Annotated in this window: 16 protein-coding genes; 8 read left to right on the top strand and 8 right to left on the bottom strand. The window is 59.7% G+C overall.

Going from position 1 to position 19,821, the window contains the following annotated elements; genetic code table 11:
• The first annotated feature begins 70 nt into the window (after nt 1–70).
• Complete coding sequence (locus QRN34_RS04290; protein WP_285402293.1) at nt 71–1,588, top strand: site-specific integrase; 1,518 nt, start codon at nt 71–73, stop codon at nt 1,586–1,588.
• A 348-nt stretch (nt 1,589–1,936) separates the two neighbouring features.
• Here QRN34_RS04290 and QRN34_RS04295 read toward each other — a convergent pair whose 3' ends face one another.
• The 3 genes from QRN34_RS04295 to QRN34_RS04305 form a co-directional block, all read right to left on the bottom strand.
• Nucleotides 1,937–2,215 carry a hypothetical protein gene (locus QRN34_RS04295; RefSeq protein ID WP_285402294.1) on the bottom strand — a complete coding sequence of 93 codons (279 nt, stop codon included), beginning with the start codon at nt 2,213–2,215 and terminating at the stop codon, nt 1,937–1,939.
• Nucleotides 2,216–2,241: 26 nt separating this feature from the next.
• A complete protein-coding gene (locus QRN34_RS04300) occupies nt 2,242–2,826 on the bottom strand; it encodes a TIR domain-containing protein (RefSeq protein WP_285402295.1) in 585 nt (194 codons plus the stop codon).
• A 73-nt stretch (nt 2,827–2,899) separates the two neighbouring features.
• The gene (locus tag QRN34_RS04305; RefSeq protein WP_285402296.1) at nt 2,900–4,354 is read right to left on the bottom strand and encodes an SIR2 family protein; all 1,455 of its coding nucleotides are present in this window, start codon (nt 4,352–4,354) and stop codon (nt 2,900–2,902) included.
• Between the two features lie 409 nt (nt 4,355–4,763).
• Here QRN34_RS04305 and QRN34_RS04310 point away from each other — a divergent pair, with 409 nt between their 5' ends.
• The 6 genes from QRN34_RS04310 to QRN34_RS04335 all read left to right on the top strand — a co-directional run bounded on the left by QRN34_RS04310 (nt 4,764) and on the right by QRN34_RS04335 (nt 9,626).
• Nucleotides 4,764–5,117: an SDR family NAD(P)-dependent oxidoreductase gene (locus tag QRN34_RS04310; protein ID WP_285402297.1), complete on the top strand. Its 354-nt coding sequence runs from the start codon at nt 4,764–4,766 to the stop codon at nt 5,115–5,117.
• A 291-nt stretch (nt 5,118–5,408) separates the two neighbouring features.
• Nucleotides 5,409–6,806, top strand: coding sequence for an SIR2 family protein (locus QRN34_RS04315; protein WP_285402299.1), 1,398 nt, complete (start codon nt 5,409–5,411; stop codon nt 6,804–6,806).
• Nucleotides 6,807–6,815: 9 nt separating this feature from the next.
• On the top strand, nt 6,816–7,256 hold the full coding sequence (locus QRN34_RS04320; RefSeq protein WP_285402300.1) for a TIR domain-containing protein: 441 nt from the start codon (nt 6,816–6,818) through the stop codon (nt 7,254–7,256).
• A 20-nt stretch (nt 7,257–7,276) separates the two neighbouring features.
• Complete coding sequence (locus tag QRN34_RS04325; protein ID WP_285402301.1) at nt 7,277–7,732, top strand: hypothetical protein; 456 nt, start codon at nt 7,277–7,279, stop codon at nt 7,730–7,732.
• Nucleotides 7,733–7,801: 69 nt separating this feature from the next.
• Entirely contained in the window at nt 7,802–8,095 is a 294-nt protein-coding gene (locus QRN34_RS04330) for a hypothetical protein (RefSeq protein ID WP_285402302.1), read from the top strand.
• Between the two features lie 682 nt (nt 8,096–8,777).
• Nucleotides 8,778–9,626, top strand: coding sequence for a hypothetical protein (locus QRN34_RS04335; protein ID WP_285402304.1), 849 nt, complete (start codon nt 8,778–8,780; stop codon nt 9,624–9,626).
• Between the two features lie 2 nt (nt 9,627–9,628).
• Here the strand turns inward: QRN34_RS04335 and QRN34_RS04340 are convergent, their stop codons facing one another.
• The 3 genes from QRN34_RS04340 to QRN34_RS04350 all read right to left on the bottom strand — a co-directional run bounded on the left by QRN34_RS04340 (nt 9,629) and on the right by QRN34_RS04350 (nt 11,635).
• Nucleotides 9,629–10,231 (bottom strand): TIR domain-containing protein, encoded by a 603-nt coding sequence (locus tag QRN34_RS04340; RefSeq protein ID WP_285402305.1) that lies wholly within the window; start codon nt 10,229–10,231, stop codon nt 9,629–9,631.
• Between the two features lie 53 nt (nt 10,232–10,284).
• The gene (locus QRN34_RS04345; RefSeq protein WP_285402306.1) at nt 10,285–11,121 is read right to left on the bottom strand and encodes a hypothetical protein; all 837 of its coding nucleotides are present in this window, start codon (nt 11,119–11,121) and stop codon (nt 10,285–10,287) included.
• 136 nt (nt 11,122–11,257) lie between these two features.
• Complete coding sequence (locus tag QRN34_RS04350; RefSeq protein WP_285402307.1) at nt 11,258–11,635, bottom strand: hypothetical protein; 378 nt, start codon at nt 11,633–11,635, stop codon at nt 11,258–11,260.
• A gap of 295 nt (nt 11,636–11,930) precedes the next feature.
• Between QRN34_RS04350 and QRN34_RS04355 the strand changes: the two genes are divergently transcribed.
• Nucleotides 11,931–13,039 (top strand): IS3 family transposase gene (locus QRN34_RS04355; RefSeq protein WP_285402308.1). Its coding sequence is split into 2 segments (ribosomal slippage): nt 11,931–12,192 and nt 12,192–13,039, totalling 1,110 coding nucleotides; the frame shifts between segments, so codons are not numbered across the junction.
• On the opposite strand, the gene QRN34_RS04360 is transcribed toward QRN34_RS04355, so the two are convergent.
• Together QRN34_RS04360 and QRN34_RS04365 are read right to left on the bottom strand one after the other, a co-directional pair.
• Nucleotides 13,036–13,335: a hypothetical protein gene (locus QRN34_RS04360; protein ID WP_285402309.1), complete on the bottom strand. Its 300-nt coding sequence runs from the start codon at nt 13,333–13,335 to the stop codon at nt 13,036–13,038. The genes QRN34_RS04355 and QRN34_RS04360 overlap by 4 nt on opposite strands.
• A gap of 1,823 nt (nt 13,336–15,158) precedes the next feature.
• Nucleotides 15,159–19,808, bottom strand: coding sequence for an RHS repeat-associated core domain-containing protein (locus tag QRN34_RS04365; RefSeq protein WP_285402310.1), 4,650 nt, complete (start codon nt 19,806–19,808; stop codon nt 15,159–15,161).
• Between the last annotated feature and the right edge of the window lie 13 nt (nt 19,809–19,821).

Consider the following 19,821-nt stretch of genomic DNA (forward strand, 5'->3'; position numbering starts at 1 on the left):
CATCCCCCCGGTATATCGGGGGAAATGACCTGCCTCGGCTGATTCCTTCGGGTATCACGCGAGGTATCACGTGCCAAAGCCTTTGCTGCTGCACCGACCGAGCGGACTTCATGTCCGCTTTTTCGTGCCTGCGTTTCTGCAGCCCTCTCTCGGGCGCCGGTACATCGTGCTCAGCCTGCGGGGCCAGCGGGCGGATGGCGCCCGGCTCCGGGCCGCCCAAATCGGGTATGTTCTGGGCCAGGCCTATGAACGGATGCGGGGGGAGCCTGTGGCAGACCACAAGAACCTGTTGGAGACCGCGCTCGCCGCAGCACGGGGTCCCCACGTCGACCTGACCATTGAGCTCCCCGGTGGCGTCCGAATCGTCACGGATGGCTCGGTCCGGGAGAACGCAGAGGCCCGCTCCCTCGCCCTGGAGCTCGAAGGCCAGCGCCTCGGCGCACCCGACCGAGCGCGCGCTCCAGAACCGGAACCGAAGACGAATCCGGAAGACCTGCTGTCGGCTCGCATCCCGGCCTTTCTGGGACACATGGACGGGCAGAACCGCAGCAAGAAGAACCTGCTCGACACGGAAAATACCCTTGCCCTTTTCCTGGCCCTGGTCGGCGACAAGCCGACGCAGGCCTGCACCGCCGACGATGTCGACACCTTCATGGCCGCCATGCGGGTGTGGCCGGCGAACGCCAGCAAAAAGCCCGAATACAGGGACCTGACACCGAGGGCGATTGTGGCCAAGGCGAAGCGGGAAGGCACGCCAGGTCTTGCGCCCCGGACGCGTGAAAAACACCTCGACCGGCTGCGGCTCTTTTTTGGGACCTGGCTCAAGCGCAAGAAGGTGGGTTTCAATCCCTGCGACGGATTCCAGGTGACCAGCAAGGCCGAGGACGAAGCCCAGACACGTGAGCCGTTCTCGCCTGCTGATCTCCGCACCATTTTCTCGCCGGACAAGATTCTCTACGCCTTGCCCCACAAGTACTGGACTCCGATTCTGGCCCTGTATACCGGCGCACGCGTCAATGAACTCGGGCAGCTGCACGTCGAAGACGTGGAAGAAATCGCAGGCATCTGGGGACTACACATCCGCCGCAAGACAAAAAACCGTGCATCCCGACGGTTCGTTCCACTGCACCCGGAGCTCATCCGGCTCGGCTTTCTGGACTATGTCAATGACGTCAGGGCGGCCCGGTTTGAGCATGTATTCCCTGGTCTGACATGGGGCGACAATGGTCCCGGGGACAGCATTGGTGACTGGTTCAACCGGACCTACCTCCGAAAGACCTGCGGCATTACCAGCCCTGCGAAGGTCTTCCATTCATTCCGACACAGTTTCGCCACAGCAGCCGAACGCGCGGGTGTGGCTGACGGGCGCATTGCCCAACTGACGGGACACAGCACCGGGGTGAGCGTGCTACGAAAGCATTACATCCACGTGGCGGAATTGCCGCGACGACTGGAAGACATCAGCAAGGTGGTGTTTCCGGAGGTGCAACTTACCCCGCGTAAGCCTGGATTCTTTGAGCCCTACCTTCGTCGGCAGCGGGCTGTGGAAGACAGGGCGAGGCGGGCAGAGGAAACAAAAACAAGGTGACAGCCGGGATGCCGGTGTGTACCGAAACACGCGATTGTGTGTCGTCGCATATGCAGCGCCCATGTCCGACTCGGCATCTTCGATGATGGAAGTCAGGCCGCTCAGCAAGGAATTGCGAGCCTGTGCTTTTCAGAAGGGCCGTTTCCGGGCTGCCCTAGGTTGCAGGCCCCTGGCACACTCACGGCCTTCCGAACGTTCGCGGGCCGGTATGGCGGGGGTCAATCGCTTCGGAAGAGGCGGCATACTGGAGCATCTGTGTGCTGGAAACGTCCAGAACCGATTGGTTCGACTTTCGACTAGCCGGCTTCGGTCAAGAGACATCAACACGTGGCCGGGACGAGCACGGTTTCACCTCGCCGATGGTGAGCCGCATACGGACTTTGCGACCTTGCCAACACCTCCCACATCACTGAGCTCGGCGAGGAAGCGAAGATAGTGCTCTTCCCTGACGTCACGGCGCTTGACCTTGGCGCCTTCGTCGCGACCCGTTCCGGCCTTGAAGCGTCGCAGGCACTCTTCCATCTGACCAAGCAAGCACTGCGGGATGACGTAGCCCGCCACGACGCAAAAGGCGTTCGCGTCAGGGGCCTGCCCGAATGTGCCGGACTCATCGAGAAAGATCATCATCGGTTTCTGACCTCCCCTGCCATGATCTATCCAGCGCCGTAAATCCGCCAGGCGTTCGCAGACCCGAAAGTGCGAAGCGGCTGCCAATGCCTGCCAGCCTTTTCCACGAAGACATCCCGGCTGCCGTTGCTGTAGGTGTTTTTCTGGACCACAGCGTACAGCTCCAGGTATTCCTGACCTGGGAAGCTGTCGCCCTGATGCTCGACGAGGGGCAAAATGGCGACGGCGTCTTCGCCTTTCTTGCCGTCGAAGAACCCGAGCTCCCACGGCATCCATTTCGACACTGTCGCCTTGGCCGACGAAACATAGATGAGGCGCCTGCATTGCTCCATTCGCTTGCGGAGGATGTCGGCGGTCTTTCCACTGACCTTTGAGCGGTCGAGCTGGCGGTCAACTATCCAGTCGACATAAACGGTCAGACTTTGGCCCTCGAGAATCGATTTGATGCCAAGGACCGCTTCAGCGTCCTGCATCGAATGGGACAAAAACACGTCAAAGGTCCGCCACGACTCTGCCGACGCCGCCTCTTCGAGGCGCTTGTTGACCGACGTGAAGTTGCCGGAACTGTATGCCGCCAACCGCGCTTCGCTCAGGGTGAAATAATCTGCCATCCCGGTCCTCTGGTTTCCGTTTTTTGAGTTCCATCACCGCGTCGCTACGCCCGCGATGCGCGGTCCCGTCTGTTCAGTCATTGATATCGTTCATGAAAGCCACGATGGCGGTGATGATGTCGTCCGGCTCTGTCGCGTCCCAGAGCGTCTTCAGGACTTCGCTGTGGGCCGGAGGCGCATTCCGTGACAGCGCCGATTGCCGCTTGAGCGCGCTTGCAAACCGCCCAGCCATCGAGCCGGTAGCCCGAATGGGGACCGGGATGACGCCGGCGTCCAACGCGATTTCGAACTCCTCCTGCATGCCGGTTGCATCCACTGTCTTGCCCTTGCGGGGCCCTGCCTTGTTGCCAAAGACAAAGATGGCAACCCCGCACTCGCCGAGCGTCTTCTGCCGGTACTCGCGCCAGAGCACTACGGTTGCAGGGTCGGCCGGGTCGGTCTGGGGAAAGGGGCGCATAACGAGCTGATCGGACGAGCAAACGGCCGGGGAGCCGTAAATTTCCTTCAAAGCCCCGTTGATGACAGGAGTGCCAACCCCGATGCCAAAGCCGGTAAACACCCGGAAGCGCTCGCGGACCAGCGCCGAGGACAGGTTGGACAGGAACGTCTGCGCCTTCTCCCGCCCCCAGGGTGCGAATTCTTCCGCACTGCCACTGATGAACACGGTCCGCCGACGGTACCGCCGCTCGATTTCTCCGAGGATAAGCGGGATTTGCTCGAACCCGTCGATTTCAAGCGCCGTGATGCCGTATCGCTTCAGATCTGCATTGCGCAGGTCCTGGAGCGCCCTGGCATATCCGTACGCCTCGTCTGCTTTCGCGCCGTCCTTTTTGAAGTCTTTCAGACTCGCCTTCTTGACGAAGAAGTAATGCTCGCGCTCGCCCTTGTAAGGCAGCTGGGCGAGGATGTGGGTCAGGTTGGGGTCGGCGAAGCTAAAGCCCACGAAAAGGAAGGTTTTGGTCGTCAGGTCACCCTGCAGCGCCGTCACAAACGCCTGGTGGGTGGCGGCATACGACTCATACTGGGAAGTCTGCAAGATGGCATCGGTCGGACTTCGCACGTCGCCGTGCATCTTGTAAACGATGGCATCCCGCCGGGGCCACGCCCGCGCCATGTCCCTCGGCTTTTCCTTGACATCAATAACGCGGTTGGCGTTCTGCAATGCTGTTTCAAGCATGCAGTCGTAGTTCGTCGTCCACCAGTCCATGATGGGCAGGCGGGCGAGGATTTTGTGCGACTCGGTGAGTGTCGCCTTTTTGGCAAACCGCTGGACGATGGCCTTGTTGAGCCGGTCACGGGAAACACTGTTGGCGTAGTACTGCGCGAGGGCAACAAGGTCGTGTCCCCTGGCAGTCTCGAGCCCCAGCTCGCGTGCACTCCGGTCGAGCAATTCGACCCAGTCCACGAACCCTGCGGTTCGCGACAATCCGGCGCCCGCAAACAGGGCTGCTGTCCCGGCAGTCAGCTGCTTGACGTAGTCATCGATGAATCCCTCGATGCGGGGGCTGAATCCGTGCGTAGTCTTCATGGTCGCCACTCCCTAGCCGTCTATTGACCGTAATTTTGCCCTGCATTATTGCCGGTTGCACGCCGGCAACAGTGCATCCGCGTCGGCCTGCCAGGCACGCGGCTTGTGATCCCGTTTTTCAACATGGTGGTCGGAGGGCAGTCGTAACCGAGAATCTGGCGATTGACAATGAGTCGAAAGCTCTCTCGCCTGCCGACAGTGGCTGGTTTCGAGGTGGCTGCGGTCGCCCTCTTGGCCGCTTTGCCTTTTGTATCCAGTTGCGGCAATTGTTCTCGCCCGGCCATGCTCCCCATGCATTGCCCCCCCACTTATAAAGTCTTTTTCAAACCCGGCCTTGAAGCCTAGATTGGTCCCAGTGGCGAGACGCAGAAGGCGTCTCGCGCCATCTTCATCCACTGGAGTCAAGACCATGAGCAACTCCACCGTTCTCATCACAGGCGCCCTGACCGGCATCGGCCGCGCTACCGCCATCGCGTTTGCAAAGCAGGGCGCCAACCTCGTCGTGGCTGGTCGCCGCGAGGCTGAAGGCAAGGCATTGGAAAGCGAGCTTCGCGGTCTCGGATCCGACGCCCTGTTCATCAAGGCTGACGTCCGCCACGAAGACGACGTCAGCGCCCTCGTCGACCAGTCGGCCAGCCGTTTTGGCCGCATCGACATCGCCGTCAACAACGCCGGCACCGAAGGCAAGCCGGGGCCATCACCGACCAGACGGCCGAGAGCTACGCCGCAACGTTCGATACCAACATTCTCGGCACACTTTTGATACAACTTGTTGATTCCTTTATATCTTTAGAATAATAGTGGCTCTGATACCGCGTTATTCGGGCTACGAAAAATGGATCGAATGCCGACCATTCCCTTGATTGTCCGATGCCCGATTGCCGGGCTGGGCATGGCCCCCGCGCGATGTACCTATCGATATCCGTTGCGCGGTCAGGCGTTGCCGTCGCAAGCGAAACCTGTTGCCGGAACCATGCAGCGGGCGTAGAGTTCGTGGCAACCAATCAAGCAGGGAGCTTCGGTGGACAGGGACCAAATACGCCTGGTTGAGAAGTTGTCCGATGAGTTGGAAGCAGGCAACCTCGCCATCTTCGCTGGCGCTGGTTTTTCGATGGCAGCCGGGTTCGTTGACTGGAAGAATCTTCTCCGTCCCATCGCCGAAGACTTGCAATTGGACGTCGAGCGCGAATACGACCTTGTCGCTCTCGCCCAGTACCACACCAATGACAACGTCGCCAATCGCCACCGGCTAAACCAGCTGCTCGTCACCGAGTTTGCCCGGGAGTTGAACCCCAGCGAAAACCACCTCATCCTCGCCCGCCTGCCCATCTCGACCTGGTGGACGACCAATTATGACCGGCTCATCGAGCAGGCCCTGAAAGACGCCGGCAAGGTCGTTGACGCCAAGTACCGCCGCCAACAGCTTCCGACGACCGTCCACAAGCGCGACGTCGTCTTGTACAAGATGCACGGCGATGTGGAAAACGCCGACGAGGCCATCCTCACCCGGGACGACTACGAGCGCTATCACCTGCGGATGGCGCCGTTCATCGATGCGCTCAAAGGCGACTTGGTCGCAAAGACCTTCCTCTTCCTCGGCTTTTCGTTCACCGACCCCAACCTGGACTACATCCTCAGCCGCGTCCGCATCAGCTACGAACAAAACCAGCGCCAGAGCCACTGCGTCCTGCGTCGGGTCGCCCGTCTCGAAAACGAGTCCGATGCGGACTTTGAATACCGCGAGCGCAAGCAGCAGCTGTTTGAGAAAGAGCTCCTGCGTTTCGGCATCCGCACCACCTACGTGCGCGAATTTTCCGAAATCACCGAAATACTCAGAGCCATCGAAACCTGCCACCGTCGCCGCTCCGTGTTCATCTCCGGCGCGGCGCATGACTATGCGCCCTTTGGCGAAGTGGCAAGCGATAAGTTCGTCTTCAACCTCGCCGGAGCCATCAGCAAACGGGATTTCCGCATCATCTCCGGCTTCGGACTTGGCATCGGCAGTGCTGTAATCGCAGGCGTCATCGAAACGACCGCCCTGGATGGTCGGGCACTCGATGAAGACCGCCTCCTGGTGCGCCCGTTCCCCCAAAGCGCCCCAGGGATGACCGACCGCGCACAGCTCTGGACCCGGTATCGCGAAGACATCCTGAAGCGTGCAGGGGTGGCAGTATTCGTCTTCGGCAACAAGCTTGTCGGTGACGAGGTGGTCCATTCGAACGGCATGAAAGAAGAGTTCGACCTCGCACTTGCCAACGGTGTTTTCCCGATACCGGTCGGCATCACCGGCGGCATGGCGCGGGAGCTTTGGACGGAGACCATCGCGCTCCTCGACTCGGGCCGGCTTTTGGCACCTGCGGGCGCCCGCGAGCTCATCAGCGAACTCGGCGCGGATGAGACAACACTCGAGCGCGCCCACACTATTGTTCTGGAATTGCTCAAAATCCTATAAGGTGGACACATGGCAAGGAAGGTCTTTTTCAGCTTCAAGTACGCCGACGCCCAGCGGGCGATGGTTGTTCGCAACTCGAACGTCATCAAGAGCGACGACAAGGTCGGCTTCATCGACAAGGCGGAGTTCGAGGAGGTCAAACGCAAAGGTGACGCGGCCATCAAAGCCTGGATTGACGGCCAGCTGAGCGGCACCTCGGTCACCGTGGTCCTGGTCGGTGCGCGGACCAACCAGAGCAAGTGGGTGGCCTACGAGATTGCGGAAAGCATCAAGAAGGGAAACGGCATCCTCACCGTCGATATCAGCCAGATCAAGGGCTTTGACGGCGCGGCGAGCACGTGGTGCGGGATGACGGTGCCCGGATACCCGAACTACCAGTGGTTCAATGGCAACGGCCACGAGAACATCGGCAAGTGGATTGACGACGCAGCGAAGAAAGCCGGTCGCTGAACCCGTTTGGAGGAGCACACATGGCAGTAATGATTGAAAACGCTCTCGACAGCGCGACATGGGCTGCTGTCGGACTCGAGCTCGTCGAGATGCAGATTTTTGAGTTGGGCCCCGGCCCCGGCGAGATGACAGTCCGCGAACTTGTACGAACATTGTTCGCCATTCGGAGCATAGGCGGCGGTTTGCATCCTGGGCGTTATACGAGCAAGGAGGCCGCCATAGCCGTCCTCGACGCCCTCCTGGCGGCGCATCTGCTTGCTGACCACAACAGGCTGATCGCGGCCGTGGACGCCGCCGGTGCGGCGGAGCCCCAGACCAGGGCGGCGTTTGTCACGGCCTCCACCTTGACGTCCTCGCTTTGGGCTGTCCAGGCGCCACCCCACTATGAAATCCGCGAGGGAGAGGCACTGGCTGAGTTCCTCGCGTTTCCCGTCGGCAGGCGACGTCCGAGACCCCGCGTTCGCTTCGGCGGGTGACTAGAGGCGTGGCCGGCTGCCCGCAGTCGCCGGGCTCGACCCCACGCGCGCATGGAGCCAGCGACTTTCGTGCCGGTCGACAGCTTCGAGAAGGCGGGGAACAAGACTGGTGAAAAGGCCCCGTTGACGCTCGCTCGCCTGGCGATACAGGCGGGCGCCCGCACGCCACGTGTCGTCATCGAACTGCGAGAACGTTGGCAGTATCGCCTGCAGGAAGTAATTGTCGAGAAGGTCTTTGGGAACGCGGGAAGAAAACCTGGTCAGGTCCTCATATCGCGTGTCTGGCCGCACACCGTCGTGCAGCCATCGGCGGGCAGCATCAAACACGCCCGTTGGTCCGATGGACAAGACGCGCTCGAGTGACTCGGTGACGTATTCTTCGAACAAAACGACCGACAATCGTCGTTCGACCATTGCGTAGAGCTCTGCCAGCGTGCCCGCCCCCATCATGCCTTCCGACCTGCACGGTGCACGCGGCCATGTCCGCCATCCAGTGACCTTTCCGTCCCCGTAGGGCGCCAGAGGGTTGCGGTTGACGTCAAGATCGAGTCCCGCCATGGCGAGACGGTCCGACACCCACCGGCGTGTCCGACGGGGAAGCAGGCACGGACGTCCGGCCGTGCCGTTCAATGCATCGATGAGGCAGCGGACCGAACCGGCGGGCGAAGACACGATCCTTTGTTGAGGCGAGTCGGACAAGTGCGTTCTCCAGGGGTCCTCCCAGCCTTCCGTCCAGGGGTCACTGGCGCCTGGCACTATCGTTGAGCCGAACGCGTCGGTGGACACGTTGCCTTCCCATACGAGGTCAACCTCGTCGCCGACCATCTGTTGCACCCCAAATTCTCCGTCCTGTCCCGCTCCAGCATGGCGCCGTTGTCTCCTCCGTCAACTGGACAACCTGTCGCAGCCACGGCCGGGTCGGCAGCAAGAACCGGAGGCTCATTTGGGGGTGGCTTAAGGTATTGCCGAGGGCTAAAGTCCTAAGCAAAGACACACCGCCGCCAACGGCAGCGGCCATCCCACCCAACTGACAGGGACGTATCCAATGCTCAACGGTTTCAAGCTCGAACTGGCCACCGCCAATCCGTTCTCCACGTATGAGGCCGGCGGCCGCAGGATCCTCGAAAAAACCTGGCCCGCATCCTCCCGCTCACTTGATGACTTCATCACCAAGGGGGTTCTCGACGGCGACGCCATCAAGGAAAAGTGGTTCCGGAAGACGAACGCCCATGTCTTCATTTCGCACGCCCACGCCGACGAGAACAAAGCGCTAGGGCTCGCGGGTTTTCTGTGGGAAGAGCTCGGCCTGCTTCCCTTTGTCGACTCCCTGATATGGGGCGACAACCGGAAGCTCCAGCGACGCATTGACGAGAAGTATTGCTGGCAGGACGATTCGAAGAAAGTCTTCGATTATGACAAGCGGAACTACTCGACAAGCCACGTGCACATGATGCTGGCAACATCCCTGACGGCCGCCATGGACAGCTGCGAGTGCCTCATTTTCCTCGACACTCCAAAGTCCATCAGCATCCAGGACGCTGATGCACCAGACCTTGGCAAGGTGGCCACCGAGTCGCCGTGGATCTACCACGAGCTGATGACGTCGAGCGTTCTCCAGCGGAAGCCGGACGGCCGGCGGCGCCAAATCCGCATGGCCGCCGAGTCGCAAGTGGTGGTGGCCAGCGACAGCGCGGACCAACCCTTGAGGGTCGGTTACCGAGTGCCAAAAAAACATCTTCTCCCATTGTCGACCGGGAAGTTGCTGGAATGTGCAGGCAAGGGTGTTCAGGAGTTTTTCGCACTCGACTGGCTGTATGCCAACGCGGTACTTGGCGACGACGAGCCGTTTGCGCTCCTCGAGTCCATCCTCAAGGAGATTCAACGCAAGTCCTGAACTCAGCGACCAGCCACGCCGGCCGCCAGTTCAATCCACCCGTCGATGTTCTCCCGCCCGTTCTGGGCGGCAAAATCGTACCGCAGCGCGTGGCTGGCAAACTGGACAACGTTCGCGGTGGTCGGTGCCGGGAACCACAGCGCCGCCTCCGGCACGGGTCGGGTGTAGTCCTGGTAGGCGACCCACTTTCCGCCCGACCATTCGGCGAAATAGATGCCGTTGTCTGTCCGGTACACGCCCATCTGCGCAAGCGGGTCGGCACCGTGTACGGCAAGCTCGCCCTGCTGGTTTCTGACGCCATGGATGTCGACAGTCAAAAGCCCGTTGCGCTTGAGCACACTCTGGGCAATCTCGTAGCGCACCCATCGGCGCTGCCAGGTATTTGAGCCGGCAAGAACGCAGGTGACCGACGTGTTGTCCAGACCGTTCCGGAGGAACGTTTTCAGCTGCTCGTCACCGGTTCTCTTGAAGCTTTCAAACACGCTGCTGTCAAAGAATCCGTTGCTATGCTGGTCGTCGGGTCGGACAACCCAGCAGTTGCGCACGTTCCACGCCCGCCACACATCCGGCTGGTAGTGAAACGAGAAAAATGTACGTCTTGCCATGGTCTCCTCCCTGTCAAGCCCGTCGCCAGGCGTTCATTTGATGCCCCACGCAGCTACCGGATGCTGTCTGTTTCCGCCTCGTGCCCGACGGTATTTCGCAGGCCCGTTCCGAGCAACGTTGACACGGGCGTTCCGTCACCGTCATTGGCAGCCGCCGGAAGCGGCGTCAGCCCAGCGGCCAGGTCAGGTACGGCTGGCTGCCCTCCATCCAGAAGAGCGCGCGCCTTGCGCTTTCTGGCCGAGGCCAACAGCCCTTTCTGGTACACCAGCCGCTCGGCAGCGCTGCCCAGCATGGCGGGCGTCAGCACGATGAAAGCGCCGACAACGAGATAAAACAGCGAATAGGCAGAACCCGCCGGAACCCACTTCAGATCCGTGGCGACCTTGTAGGCGGCAATCAGGGCCACGCCCGTCGTGATGATGGAGGAGCGGTCTCCGATGACCGCGCTCAGCCGAGTCGATGCGCCGGTCAGACGCGCCTCAATCTGGTCTGCCATGTCTTCCAAAACACCGTCGTTGTGGACCACCAGTGCCTCGACCTGGAGCTCCCGGTGGCACGCCCGGGCAGACGTGTGATGGAATTCGTCGTCTGCCCGGAAGCGCTTACGCACGCGCCGGACAATGACGTCTGCAAGCATGTAGCCAAGGCCGGAGAGGATTCCGGCGCCACCGGCGATGACGACCACCGTTGCGAGCCTGCTGCCAAAGCCGCCGGGGTCCGCCGACTGGACCACAAATAAAATGGCCAGGACCGCCGTACTGGCCAGAAAGAAAGGTGCCAGCACTCGCTCAAGCCTGCCGATGGCAAGGTCGGTGTCGGTCGGATTGCCGTCCGGGTCATACGCTGACGCGTCCGCGAGCTTGCGCAGAACCTGCTGTGTTTCGTTCATGAAGCCCCTGTGTTCCATTGGTTCGCATCCTCGTTCCGACACCCATACGGGCGGTTCAAGCCTGCCAGCGCCGCATCTCACTGGCTGCGACCGTCCCATTGTCAACGCACTCGCACCTCCGCGAGCCGCTTTCGCGTCACGCAGCAGAGGCGTTGGACGCCATTGACGCGTGACGCCAGAAATTCCTGCAGCCCAGGAAAGAGGTGCCGTCGGCCTTTCGCTTTCTTCGCACCAGCATGGCCTCACCGCAATCCTTGCACAGCGAGAACGTCCCACCGTTCACCTGGATTTCGCCGTGATGCCAGGTGTTCATCAATTCGGAAACATAGCGGGACGGGTGGTCCTCCTGGACGAGCATCGCCACGCGGTGTTTGGCCCGGGTCAGCGCGACGTACAGAAGGCGGCGGTCTTCGGCGTCCTCCACTGCCTCCCGGGCGGGCAGGAATATCTCTCCGAGGGGGTCCTGGTATCGCTCGGCCGGGAAGCAAGCATAGTGGTGGCCAATGCTGTACATGCCAACGAGCAACACGTAGTCTGATGAATACTGTCCCCTTCGCGCGCCAGTTCAAAGCGCGGCGCGCCGAATAATTTTTTGACTTCGCATCTTGCGAAGGCGACCAAACCCCGCGAACGAGAAAAGCCCGAGCAATGACGGGCTCTTAGCGTTGCAACACTGCGCGCTGATTACATAAGGCAGTAGTTGGAACTGAAAGGCCGCATGTCGGGCACCAACGTCTGTCGCCTCCCCGTAAACTTACTCCAGACATAAACCGAGGTCTCCGGGCAAAATATCCCCAAGGAGACCCACGATGCGCAAGAGCAAATTCACCGAGAGCCAGATCGTTGCGACGCTGAAGCAGGTCGAAGGCGGCAGGCAGGTCAAGGACATGTGCCGGGAGCTCGGCATTTCCGAGGCGACCTACTACACCTGGAAATCGAAGTACGGTGGCATGGAGGAGTCGGACGTTCATCGCCTGCGTGACCTGGAAGCGGAGCACAACAAGCTCAAGCGCATGTATGCGGATCTGGCGATGGAGAACCACGGGCTTAAGGATCTCATCGCAAAAAAGCTGTAGACCCGGCGCATAAGCGCCCGCTCATCACCTGGCTGGTCGAGCAGCACGGATGGAGCGAGCGCCGGGCCTGTGAGGCACTAGGCTTCTCGCGATCTACGCTGCGCTACGAGGCTCGCCCTGATCGCGACGAGCCCGTCATCGGGCTATTAGCGGAGCTGGCTGAGCGATTCCCCGAGCGCGGCTTCGACAAGCTATTTCAGATCATCCGCCGGCGCGGCCTGCCGTGGAACCACAAGAGGGTGTGGCGCGTGTATTGCCAGATGCAGTTGAATCGCCGCCGACGCGGCAAGAAGCGTGTCCCGACGCGTCACCCGCTACCACTGGTGGCCGGCGAGGCGATCAACGGAAGCTGGTCCATCGACTTCATGTCCGACGCGCTGTGGGACGGCCGCCGCTTCCGCACCTTTAATGTCATTGATGACTTCAGTCGCGAGGCACTCGCTGTGGAAATCGATTTCAATTTGCCTGCGTCGCGTGTGATTCGCACGCTCGAGCGTGTCGCTGCATGGCGCGGACATCCATCAAAGCTTCGTCTGGACAACGGCCCGGAATTTGTCGCCCTGGCGCTCGCGGAATGGGCAGAAGGCAAAGGCATCAGGCTCGACTTCATCGAACCCGGTCGACCGATGCAGAACGGCTTCATCGAGCGCTTCAACGGCAGCTTCCGGCGTGGTGTCCTCGACATGCACGTGTTTCGGAACCTGACCGAAGTACGCGAGCAGGCAGAGCTTTGGCTAGCCGACTACAACCGCGAGATACCGCACGACAGCTTAGGCGGGCTGACGCCCGCAGAATTCAGGCAAAAAAATGATCCGGCGACCTTGGGTTATGGTTGGCACTAACTAGTGGGGAGTCGACAGGCGGCATAAACGAACGAGCCCAGTTCTCCCAGGTGAGCGATGACCTCCGCCGTCGTTTCATCGACGGTGTATTGCTTTGGCCAGCCGGCTTCGGGCACCACGGTATACACGCGCGTCCCCTTGGTCAGGTCGAACAGCATTAACTTCACGCTATCGTCGGTCGAACTGCGGGCGGTCTGGCAAACACCGTAGCGCCCGCCGACGGAGATCGCACTGACGATAACGTTGGCGCTTAGGCCGGCCTTCATCACCTGCCGACCGGCTCCGTCGAATGCCAAGAGCGTTGTTCCGAGCACCGAAGGATCGCCCCACTCCTCGATGAGAAAGGTCCCATTGTCCGCAACACGACCGTTCTGAGGGCGCGGTACGGACTGCTCGACAATGACCAGCTCGTTCCGCGTGTCGTAAAGTAAGAACTTCCCAGCATGAAACCGACGTCGCCCGCTGGCCAATTCTGTCCAATGCCCGTCCCGCTGTACGTGCTCACTCCGGCTGGCCGAAGATCTCTAAGATAGCTACCGGATAATTGAACAGGTTGTCCACGTCGATGCTTCCAATCGTATTGACGGCATGCAAGGCTGACTGCCTTGGGCAGGCGAACGACATTCATCGCGGCCAATATGCGGGGGCCACCACGATAGCTTGATGATCGTCGCCCATAGCGCCGGGCGTTATCTAAGCAATGATCGTGATCACGTCCGTGCCCCGACGCTTTCTTGTCGGCCTGTACCAAGAAAAACTATGCCGGCCAACGGAGCTGATCAATGCACTATAGGCAATGAAATATCCGGGAGAAGTTCTCTAACAACCGTCGTCGATGATGACATCATTGCAATGCCATCCCCATCGAAGACTGGGACGATTGCGATGACGGGGCTACTCATGGCGTCTGCGTCGTCGAACAGCCACGCCACGGAGTAGCAGCCGATCATACTGGCTAATGCTCGCCGGACTGTTTCTGCCTCAGTACGTCCAGACTTGAACATGACGTAAACCCCTCCAGGAAACACTGCCACATTTTCATCAAAATCATCCTGCAACGAATCCACTTCTTTCGGAACTGCGTAGGCGTGTGGAACAAGCAGCCTTAACGAACTGTTCCGCGATATCGCCGAGCTAAGACTCGCAGCGACCGAACTTCCGACTGCCATAGCTCCCGTCATAAGCGTAGATCGACCGTCCATAGACGGCGCGGTCGGGGTCCCCGGTATTGCCTGGCTAATATCTCCGTCGACCTGGAGGTGCACCGCTTGATGGACCAGAAGCTCAATCGAAGCCTCAAAGCCTTGTGGTGCCGATAAGGCGTACCCGAATGGCCTGCGATCAATGTCATCCGTCACAATATTTGTGACGGAATGACGTTGATTGCATGTGGGAAGTAGTGCCCTGAGCATGATTTGCGCGGTGTTATATGAAACACAGACCTTATGAATCGTAGTAGATTTGCCCCGGCTCTGCCGGTGGCTGAGGAGTCAAGCGATGCTGAGTGTATGCGGCAACGCTGGCTGGCTATGGATACGCGCCCCATTTGGCCTAGATTACGTGTAGAGGTTACTGCCAACGTCCGCTGACCGTAGAGGCTATTCGGTAGCTATCCGGCGAGACCACCGCGCTCATAAAACGGTTTGCTGGGACAAGCCCATTGCCACAGCAAAAAGCCGAAAAGCTATTTAACCGAGGCCGTTTTTCCACAAGCACACAGCACATGCGTGATTACATCAAGCGGCTCACTACTTTGCGTGCCTTTCCCAGATAATCTTTCTCTCGTCACCGAATGTAACAATCGACGTGGATGTCGGAACCTCGACTACATAGTCAAAGCTTCCGGATAAACCTGGTCTAGCGGGAACGAGAGATATCGTTAGTCGAAGCGCGTCGCCATCCTGAGTTTGCATAAACTGATCGACTGCTAAGCCGCTGTGGAAAGCAAGCCCGGATAGATGAAGCGTCGTCCTAGAGTTGGCAGACGTCGCTATAACCTTGAAAAACTGAACATCCTTTGCCTCAAGGTTCATGGGTACTCCGCCGGCGCAAGCCGATACTGCTACTAAGGCCATAGCGATAAAGAGGATTGCGATTCGTAAAGATATCTTGGACATCATCAGGGCCAAGGGCTAGGTGGGGTTGGTCCAATACTGCCATGATTCGCTCCCCCATTGGCATCAATGATCGATTGCTTCAGAGAAGACGGGTTGCTGTAGGGCCCGTTGGGACTCAGCGACTCGCCTGTGGAGGAATTCCAAGCATCGGCGGCGAAGCTAGAGCATGGATGAAAATAGCCCCACGCATTCTCGCCCTCGCTTTCATACTGTTTTACGACGCCATAGAAGTTGGCTTCCTGTGCATCATTTAACTGTGCTGCACGCGTAGCGTCTCCGGTTCGTCCAAGCTCAAGATTATGTTCAAGTCCGTTGGCAAGGCCCTGAGGGTTGTTCCCCCAAGTGCCGTATGTAGCTGTCTTCCCGCCATCGGGCGTGTAAGAAACCCAGCTATGCCCTGAAACTCCGCCGCTCCCCAAAATGCCATCGCCAGAACCGCTTGAATTGATCACAAGAATGCCAGACAACCCCAGCGGATCGATGAAATTGTAGGGCTTCGCGGATGCATACCCGAAGGTACTGAAACCGCCCAATAGCCCGATTGGATCACTCTGGATGTATCGCCCCGCCGCCGGTTCATAGTCTCGATTAATGTTGTAGTCCAGGCTTGACTCGACATCGAAGTACTGACCCGGAAAACGCAGGTTCAGAACATATCCACTTAAGGAGGCCGGTGATTTTTCTCCGAACGGATTGCCGGCATAAGGCCATTGCCACAGAACATTGCCCGCCGCATTCGTGATAGCCCGCGGGGCACCTAAGCCGTCGGCGTGGACAAAATTGACCGTGGATGTACTGCCTGCTCGATCGACCAGTCCGACCGGCAACATATCAAGCCAAACATAATCCCGGCTTGCCGCGCCCGCGCCTTCCGAGACCAAGCGGCTGCCTTCATCATAGTCGAAGCGCGTCGTGACGCCGGCCGCCGTTTTCTGCACCCGCTGGCCCAGCGCGTTGAAAACATAGCTCCCCACGGTTACACCATTGTTCTGAACGACGGTCAGGCGGTTGCGCTGGTCGTAGCCAAATCCGTAGGTGCCCGAAGCGAGCACCGTGGCGGTTGTATTGCCTCGTGCATCCACCTGCCGGGTCGTGGTGCCCACGCCTATCAGCTGGTGTGTCCCGGCCTGATAGGTGTAACTGCCGGTCAGGACGCCTGGCGCCGTCTTGGACAGCCGGTCGCCCGTCTTGTTGTAGGTATAAGCCTCCACAGCCGTGCCATCGCCGGCTTGAACGCCCGTCAGGCGATAAAGCGAGTCGTAGCTATAGGTTTCTGCCGGGGTGGGCGCGCCCGCTGCATTTCCCAAAGCCGCCACATTGCCCATCGCATCCCGCCGCAGATGAAGGGAGAACGCGGTGCTGGCAATATCCGTGAGTTGGCCCGTGGCGTCGAAGGTGCGGGTGACCGTCTGGCCATCGCCGAGTTTGTAGCTGGCCACCTGGCCGAAGGGCTGATACGTGACGTTGGACGCCACCATCGTCGCCGTTCCGCCCAATGGCGTGGCCTTGACCGAGGCAATCCGACCGACAGCATCGCGCGCGTAGCTGATCACGGTGCCATTGGCCGTGATCATCGACGCCAGCCGATTGCCCGGCGTCCAGGTATAGCTTGTCGTGGTGGTGGTCGTGCCAACCGTCTGTTGCTTCTTGACCACGTTGCCGCGCCGGTCGTAGCAGTAGATGAGCCCGCCACTCCCTTCCACAACGCGGGTCAAGCGCCCCTTCCCTACGCTGCCCGTGCAACCGGTCACTGAGTCGACTTCGTCGTAATGGTAGGCGACGTTGAGCGTCGTGTCGGCGTAAGTGGCCGTGGTCAGCCGGCCAAGCGCATCGAAGGAAGAGGCCGACGCGATATGGGTGGCATCCACTGACTGGGTCGGATTGCCGCCGATGTCGAACCCGCGCGTCGTCGTCCCTGTGTCAGGACTGTGCAAGCCGGTCGCGTTTCCAAGGCCATCGAAATCATACGTGGTGTTGAGCCCATCCGGATCACTGAACCCGGTTACTCGGTCGAGGGCGTCATAGCTGGTCACTGACTGGCTGTTGGCCGTCGCGCTGTTGGTGCCCTGGTAGTCTCTCAGCGTACTGACGAGTCGGTTTAGCCCATCATAGACGCGCTTTTGCTGGACCGAGAGACCGTCCTGACTGTGGACCAAGTTGCCATTGCCGTCATAGCTGTCGGTGAAGCCCGCGCTGAACACCGTCCGGTTGAGGCCATCGCTCAGGGCCGTCAACTGGCCAAGGGCGTTAAAGGTGCGGCCGAGCGAGCGAACTACTGCACCCGTTGGGCTCAGAACCTGTTCAGATGTTCGATTACCGGCACTGTCCAGCGTGTAGTGAATGCGCGCGCCCAACCCATCTGTGACGTCGGTAAGCCTGTGGGCTGCGTCATAGGTGTAGGTCGTTGTGACCCCATCGGCGTCCTTGACCGAATGTACCGTTCCGGTCGGGTCATAGGCGATGGTTGTGGTCGCATCGAGCGCCACGACCGCTCCAGAGGCGTTGGCGCGAAAGGTCTTGGTCGCGAGCCAGCCACGGGCCGTGTATGTATAGTCGGTCAAGACTCCGTTCGGGTCCTTTATGCGGGTCACCCGCCCTGCCTTGTCATAGGAGACATAGTTGGTGACCAAGCCAGCACCATCGGTAGTGGACTTGAGGTCACCGAGGTGATGGCAGACACCTCCCACAGTGGCGCAGCCCGACTCATCCGTGGTCAGGTACCAGGCATAGGACACGGTGTCAGCCACGTCAGTGCGCGGGCCGTCGGTCTTAAGCGGGAGGCCGACCAGAGGACAGGTCGTGGTATTGACGGCAGTGCAGTAAGTCATGACCGAGCGTCGGACACCGGTAGGGACCGCGCTGGTTGGGGAACATGTGTAAGACGGGGCAAGTACCGGGTCCATCAAGCAGGCTGCTGTGACCTTTCCGCTCGCGTCGTAAGCCCAGCCGACTTGGCCGACCACCGTACCGTTGTTGTCTTTAACCGTGCGGAGAAGCGGTACACGCAGCGCACCATCCCAAACCGTGTCGGTGGTTGTTCGAATATCGTTGGCTTGCTTGGCCGTGACTTCATGAGTCAGCAAGCCATTGCTGTCGTAGGTGACGAACGCCACATTCCCGTTGAAGTCAACGTACGTGCTGGGTCGCCCGTTGGCATCGTAGCTTCGGCTCTTATAAGGTTGGTCGCACTCTCCACAAGGAGAATCGACAAACTGGACGCGCAAAAGCCCTTGCACGTTGGCATAGTTTTGATGCGATGTGCCCCCCAGAGGGTAGGACACATCTGCTGATCCAGGATCCTTGTAGGCGATGGCAACCCGACCAACGCCGCCCGCAAACTGAGTGGACACGGCACGCCCTGAACTATCGAAGGCTGTTTCCTCGAAACGCGCTCCCGCTTCGTCGCCAATGCCTGTCATCGCCGATGGCAAGCTGGCACCGCCGGTCAATGCCGACTCATTGTAGATATAAGTTCGCGTGCGATTGTCGGGATATTGGACGCTGACGAGATTTCCTACGCTGTCGTAGCCGTAAGTGGTCGCCGCGCCTTCAGGTTGGATAAGCTTTCGAACGCGTGCGCTGGCATCATAAACCAGCGACAACTGTCTTCCGCTGGGTGAGGTGACGCCAATAAGCAAACCAGCACTGGGAGCAATGGAAGGATCGGTCGCAGCGACGCTGTACGTTAGATTGAGTGTTTGACCTGTATTGTCCCGCACAGACATGAGGCGACCATCGAATGCATACTGTTCGGTGTGGCGCAGAGCGGCCACCCACAAGGTATAGCCTACGAGTTGGCCCGAAGCATCATCGATCTCCGTTAACTTGTCCGGATTGGTGGTGGCAGCAATCCAAGCAGAATCATCGATCTTTCGGAACGTTTCGCTCATTCCATTCGGGCGCTGTACCTTCACGGTAACGTTTCCGCTCCTGTCGCTCGACCTCGAGAGGGTTCGATTGAACGAGTGACTCCAGCGCGTCCCCATCGAAGTGCTCGGAGTCGAGGGATCGCTGTTGTAGAAGCGTCGAAAGGTCAACCACGGGTCAACGTTGAAATCCTCTTCTTGAATGTATTTGTTCCCAGTCGCTGTATTGATGGGGTCGCCGGCCTGCGGAAGGCCTTGCTCCGCTACACCTTGAGTGCTCTCACACGACAAGCCGCCTCCTGAACCAGAGCCCCCGCCCTCGCCGGGGTGCCCTTCCCCTCCGTCACACCCAGCGCCCGACCCCGCATTCGCGCCAGCGTCGGGCGGCGTATCCGGCACCATAGGGCACTTTGACATCGGGAATTCATAGTCGACCGTTTTCCCGATAGTGCTCGGGTCAATTCCTTTCAAAGAAAACGAAACATAGTCATCGGCCCGATTTGAAGGCCACTCACCGGTGTAATGGCACTGCTGGTCGATGGTCCAATAACCGCCGGGGCCGAGAAAATCAGCGAATTCCTGGGCGCAATTCTGCATTGCCAACTGATAGTCGGCACATGAAGGGTCCGGCTGGTCAGCAAAAGCGGGAGGCGCTATAAACGCGACGAGGGCAGCGATGGCCAAGTATGCCCAAGTTAGTCTGCGTCCTATCTTTTTAAAGAACATCGGAAGAATCCGTTTCATCGACCCCCCATGTGCGATCCGATCGGTCGCGATTTCAGTCATTCTCCGATGCTCC

Origin of the sequence: Luteibacter sp. ME-Dv--P-043b (genome assembly GCF_030209605.1) — a bacterium.
Taxonomy (GTDB): domain Bacteria; phylum Pseudomonadota; class Gammaproteobacteria; order Xanthomonadales; family Rhodanobacteraceae; genus Luteibacter.